The sequence below is a fragment of the Thioclava sp. UBA3469 genome (assembly GCF_002378135.1).
Lineage (GTDB): Bacteria > Pseudomonadota > Alphaproteobacteria > Rhodobacterales > Rhodobacteraceae > Thioclava > Thioclava sediminum.
Window position 1 is genome coordinate 1 of the sequence record NZ_DFRG01000175.1, and the last position, 4,288, is coordinate 4,288.

5 protein-coding genes are annotated in these 4,288 nt (G+C 63.7%); 3 read left to right on the forward strand and 2 right to left on the reverse strand.

Annotated features, from left to right (window positions below; genetic code table 11):
• Positions 1-44 precede the first annotated feature (44 nt).
• Positions 45-830, reverse strand: a complete 786-nt coding sequence (locus tag B3D39_RS12925) for an ABC transporter substrate-binding protein (RefSeq protein ID WP_078522566.1) — start codon at positions 828-830, stop codon at positions 45-47.
• 155 nt (positions 831-985) lie between these two features.
• Here B3D39_RS12925 and B3D39_RS12930 point away from each other — a divergent pair, with 155 nt between their 5' ends.
• The gene (locus tag B3D39_RS12930; protein ID WP_274963878.1) at positions 986-1,942 is read left to right on the forward strand and encodes a LysR family transcriptional regulator; all 957 of its coding nucleotides are present in this window, start codon (positions 986-988) and stop codon (positions 1,940-1,942) included.
• A 9-nt stretch (positions 1,943-1,951) separates the two neighbouring features.
• On the opposite strand, the gene B3D39_RS12935 is transcribed toward B3D39_RS12930, so the two are convergent.
• Entirely contained in the window at positions 1,952-2,536 is a 585-nt protein-coding gene (locus B3D39_RS12935) for a cupin domain-containing protein (protein WP_078522564.1), read from the reverse strand.
• Positions 2,537-2,694: 158 nt separating this feature from the next.
• On the opposite strand from B3D39_RS12935, the gene B3D39_RS12940 reads away from it, so the two are divergent.
• Together B3D39_RS12940 and B3D39_RS12945 are read left to right on the forward strand one after the other, a co-directional pair.
• Entirely contained in the window at positions 2,695-3,969 is a 1,275-nt protein-coding gene (locus B3D39_RS12940) for a 4-aminobutyrate--2-oxoglutarate transaminase (protein ID WP_078548874.1), read from the forward strand.
• Between the two features lies 1 nt (position 3,970).
• Positions 3,971-4,288, forward strand: a 318-nt coding sequence (locus tag B3D39_RS12945; protein WP_286789771.1) for an aldehyde dehydrogenase family protein, incomplete at its 3' end; no start/stop codon positions are given.

Here is a 4,288-nt window from a genome sequence, read left to right on the forward strand (position 1 = left end):
GCCGTCAGACGACGGACTGCCCACCATTCCTTGGATCGCGCCGATCAGCGGATGTCAGCGCCGATCCACTTCATCGCGATTTTCTCATAGGTGCCGTCTTCCATCATGGAATCGAGCGCCTTCTGCATCGCGTCTTTCAGTTCGGGATTGCCCTTGCGGATGGCGATGCCCGCACCGATCGCGTCGGTCTTCAGATCGTCGAGAATGCGGTATTTGTAATCGTTCTTCTTCATCGCGAGGATCGCCGCGATCGAGTCGTTGATGATCGCGTCGACACGACCGTTCTGAAGCTCGAGGATCAGCTCGGGCAGACCTTTGTAGGTCTTCACGTCATAGCCTTGCTCACGCGCCCACTCTTCGTGCGTCTCGCCCAGCGTCACGCCGACAGTCACGTCCTTCAGGTCGGCAACGGATTTGATCGGGCTGTCGGGCAGCACGAAGATCGCGCGCTTCGTCGTGTAATAAGGACCGACGAAATCGACGACCTTCTCGCGCTCGGGCGTGATCGACATCGAGCCGACGATGGCGTCGTATTTGTTGGCCAGCAGACCACCGATGATCCCGTCCCATGCGGTCGTCACGATCTCGGTCTTCAGCCCCATGCGCTTGGCGATCTCCTCGCCGATGGCCGGGTCGAAGCCCACGACTTCGTTCGAATCGTTGATGAAGTTGAAGGGCGGGTAGGCGCCCGACATGGCGATCCGGATCACGCCCTTGTCCTTGAGGCTCTCCAGCTCGTCAGCCGCGGCGAGGCTGGGCAGCGAGATGCCGGTCGCGGCGAGCGAGCCAGCCCCGAGGATGGTTTTGAGAACGGTTCTGCGGTTGGTCATGGATTTCTCCTGTTGGTCATGACTGCGGGCGGCCTTGTTTCCGGCGCGTCCCGCCACGGCGAGCGCCCCTTCCAGAGCCTCGTTGACGGAAACGCTTGCATGGCGACCGCCATTGCGCAAATAAATAATAGAAATCTTCAATATAGATCTAGGCTATGGTCAAGCCCTACGAACAACGTTTCCCCTGGCATCTCGACTGGAACCTTCTGCGCACTTTCATGGTGGTGGTGGAGCAGCGGGGCATCTCCCGGGCGGCCTATCTTCTGGGGCTCAAACAGCCTACGATTTCGGCCGCGCTCAAGCGGCTGGAGGAACGCACCGGCCACGAGCTGATCATCCGAAAGCCCAACGAATTCAAGGTCACTAGGGCGGGCAACCTGCTCTATCAGGAATGCGCCCAGATCTTCGGCGCGGTGTCGCAGATTCCCTCCCTGCTGGAGACCGGCGCGGAGGAGCTGCGCGGCCATATCGCGATCACGACGACCTCGCATGTGATCTCGGATCACTACGACGCCGTGCTGCATGATTTCGCGACCGAACATTCGAAGGTGACCTTCTCGATGACGGTGGCCGAGAGCGAGGAAGTGGTGAACCGGGTGCAACAGAATCGGGCGAGCCTGGGGATTTGCCTGCTTCACAAGACGCCCGAGAACCTCCGCGCGCAGGTGCTCTACCGCGAGTATTTCGGATTGTTTTGCGGCAAGCGCCATCCCCTTTTCGACCGCGAGGACATCACGCTCGCCGAAATCGAAGGCGAGACCTCGGTGTCGTTTCAGACCGAGACCGAGGACGGCCCCCTTCACCCGGTTTCGCTGCTGCGTGCGCGGGCCAAGCTCGCCCCGAGCTGGCGCGGGGTGTCTTCGAACCTGCACGAGCTGCGCCGGATGATCGTGGCCGGCATCGGGATCGGGGCGCTGCCGCTGCACGTCGCGCATCGCGACGTCGAGTCGGGTCGGCTACGCCAGTTGCCGCCCTATGACGGGTTGCCGATGGTGAATATCTACCTGCTCACCAATCGGCAGCGAAAGCAGTCGAGCGCGGAAGCCGCCTTCCTCGCAGCCTGCGAAAAAATGATGGCCGAGAGCGATCTGACAGAGCGGACTTATTACTGAGCGCACCGCTCAGAAAGTCGGCGGGGTCGCGGCCGAGACCACCACGCAACGCGCCTTGGCCACGTTGCGGAAACGATGCGGCAGGCGGCTGTCGAACAGGTAGGCATCGCCCGCGCGCAGCAACTCGGTGGTCTCGCCGACCGTCAGCAGCAACTCGCCCTCGATGACAAAACCGCCCTCCTCGCCCTCATGGGCATAGGCCTCCGCCCCGGTATCGGCGCCGGGCTCATAGGTCTCGTAGAGCAGCAGAATGTTGGTCTGCCCCGACTTGCCTGCCCGCTTGAGCGAGAGCGCATCGAGCGCCGCGCCACCCGAGCGGTAGATCCGGCCCGGGTTGATCTCGGTGAGCTCAGAATGCCGGAAGACGAACTTGCCGGGCTCGGAGGGCGTATCGCTGTCGAAGAACTCCGCCAGCGTCGTCTCGAGAATTTCGAGGATCTTACGCAGCGAGGTGATCGAGGGAGAAGTCTTGTTACGCTCGATTAGCGAGACCAGCCCATTGGTCACGCCCGACCGCTGCGCCAGCTCGCGCTGCGACAATCCCTTGTCCTCGCGGATCGCCCGAAGCCGTCCGCCCACGTCGAATTCGCTCACCGCAAGCCTCCTGTCCTGTGCCTGTTCTAGAGTGCGACCGGGCGGAATTCCAGCGCGCGCACCTTCGCCATTCGTTTAACAAACTAAACATTGCACAGTTATCCGTTAAACACTAGCGTCACATCATTCCGTGATTCTCCAGCCCCTGAGGAGTGCCCATGTCCAGCAATGCCGACCTCGAGACCCGCCGCGCCGCCGCCCTTGCCCGGGGCGTGGGTGTGCAGACCCAGAACTTCGCCGTCTCCGCCGAGAACGCCACCGTCACCGATGCCGATGGCCGCGAGCTGATCGATTTCGCCGCCGGGATCGCGGTGGTGAACACCGGCCACCGCCACCCGAAAGTCATCGAGGCGGTGAAAGCCCAGCTCGACGCCTTTACCCATACCTGCCATCAGGTGATGCCCTACGAGCCCTATGTGCGCCTCGCCGAGCGGCTCAACGAAAAGGTGCCGGGCGATTTCGACAAGAAGTCGATCTTCGTCACCACCGGCGCCGAGTCGGTCGAGAACGCGATCAAGATCGCCCGCGCCTACACGGGCCGCAACGCGGTCATCGCCTTCAGCGGCGGCTTCCACGGCCGGACCTTCATGACGATGACGCTCACCGGCAAGGTCGCGCCTTACAAGGCGGGCTTCGGTGCGATGATGCCCGACGTGTTCCACGTCCCCTTCCCGAACGCGCTGCATGGCGTGTCGACCGAGGACAGCTTCGCCGCGATGGAGAGCCTGTTCAAAACCGATCTCGACCCCACGCGCCTCGCCGCAGTGATCTTCGAGCCGGTGCAGGGCGAAGGCGGCTTCAACCCCGCCCCGCATGATTTCGTCAAACGCCTGCGCGCTTTCTGTGACGAGCATGGCATCGTGATGATCGCCGACGAGGTGCAGACCGGCTTCGCGCGCACCGGAACGCTGTTCGCGATGGACGCCTACGACGTCGCGGCCGACGTCACCACGATGGCGAAAGGTCTGGGCGGCGGTCTTCCGATCGCGGCCGTGACCGGTCGCGCCGAGATCATGGACGCGGCGAACCCGGGCGGTCTGGGCGGCACCTATGGCGGCAACCCGCTGGGAATCGCTGCCGGGAACGCGGTGCTCGACGTGATCGAGGAAGAAGACCTCTGCGCCCGCGCCAACGAGCTCGGCTCGCGTCTCAAGCAACGTCTCGAAGCGATCCGCGCCAACATGCCGGAGATCGCCGAGATCCGCGGCCCCGGCTTCATGGTCGCGGTCGAGCTGATGTCGGACGGCAAGCCCGATGCAGCGCTGACCCAGCGCATCCGTGTCGAAGCGCTCAACCGCGGTCTGCTGCTGCTGACCTGCGGCGTCTATGGCAACGTGATCCGCTTCCTCGCGCCGATCACCATCCCCGACGACCAGATGGCCAAGGCGCTCGACATCCTCGAAGAGGCGATGACCGCCGCGAAGGAGGGCTGATATGCTCAAGCTGAACGACCCGAGCCTGCTGGAGACCCGCGCCTATGTGAACGGCGAGTGGATCGAGGGCGCGAAGCGCTTCGCCGTGCAGGATCCTGCGACCGGCGAGACCGTCGCCGAGGTGGCCGATCTCGACGTGGACGCCACCCGCGCCGCGATCGAGGCCGCCCATGCCGCGAAACCGGACTGGGCCGCGCTCACCGGCAAGGAGCGCGCGGGCTACCTGCGCCGCTTCCACGACCTGATGATGGAAAATCAGGACGACCTCGCCGCGATCCTGACCGCCGAGATGGGCAAGCCGCTGTCCGAGGCCAAGGGC

Bases quoted from the DNA above. Each gene is read 5' to 3' on its own strand.
- B3D39_RS12925 (WP_078522566.1), bottom strand. From the start codon at position 830: ATGACCAACCGCAGAACCGTTCTCAAAACCATCCTCGGGGCTGGCTCG.
- B3D39_RS12930 (WP_274963878.1), top strand. From the start codon at position 986: ATGGTCAAGCCCTACGAACAACGTTTCCCCTGGCATCTCGACTGGAAC.
- B3D39_RS12940 (WP_078548874.1), top strand. From the start codon at position 2,695: ATGTCCAGCAATGCCGACCTCGAGACCCGCCGCGCCGCCGCCCTTGCC.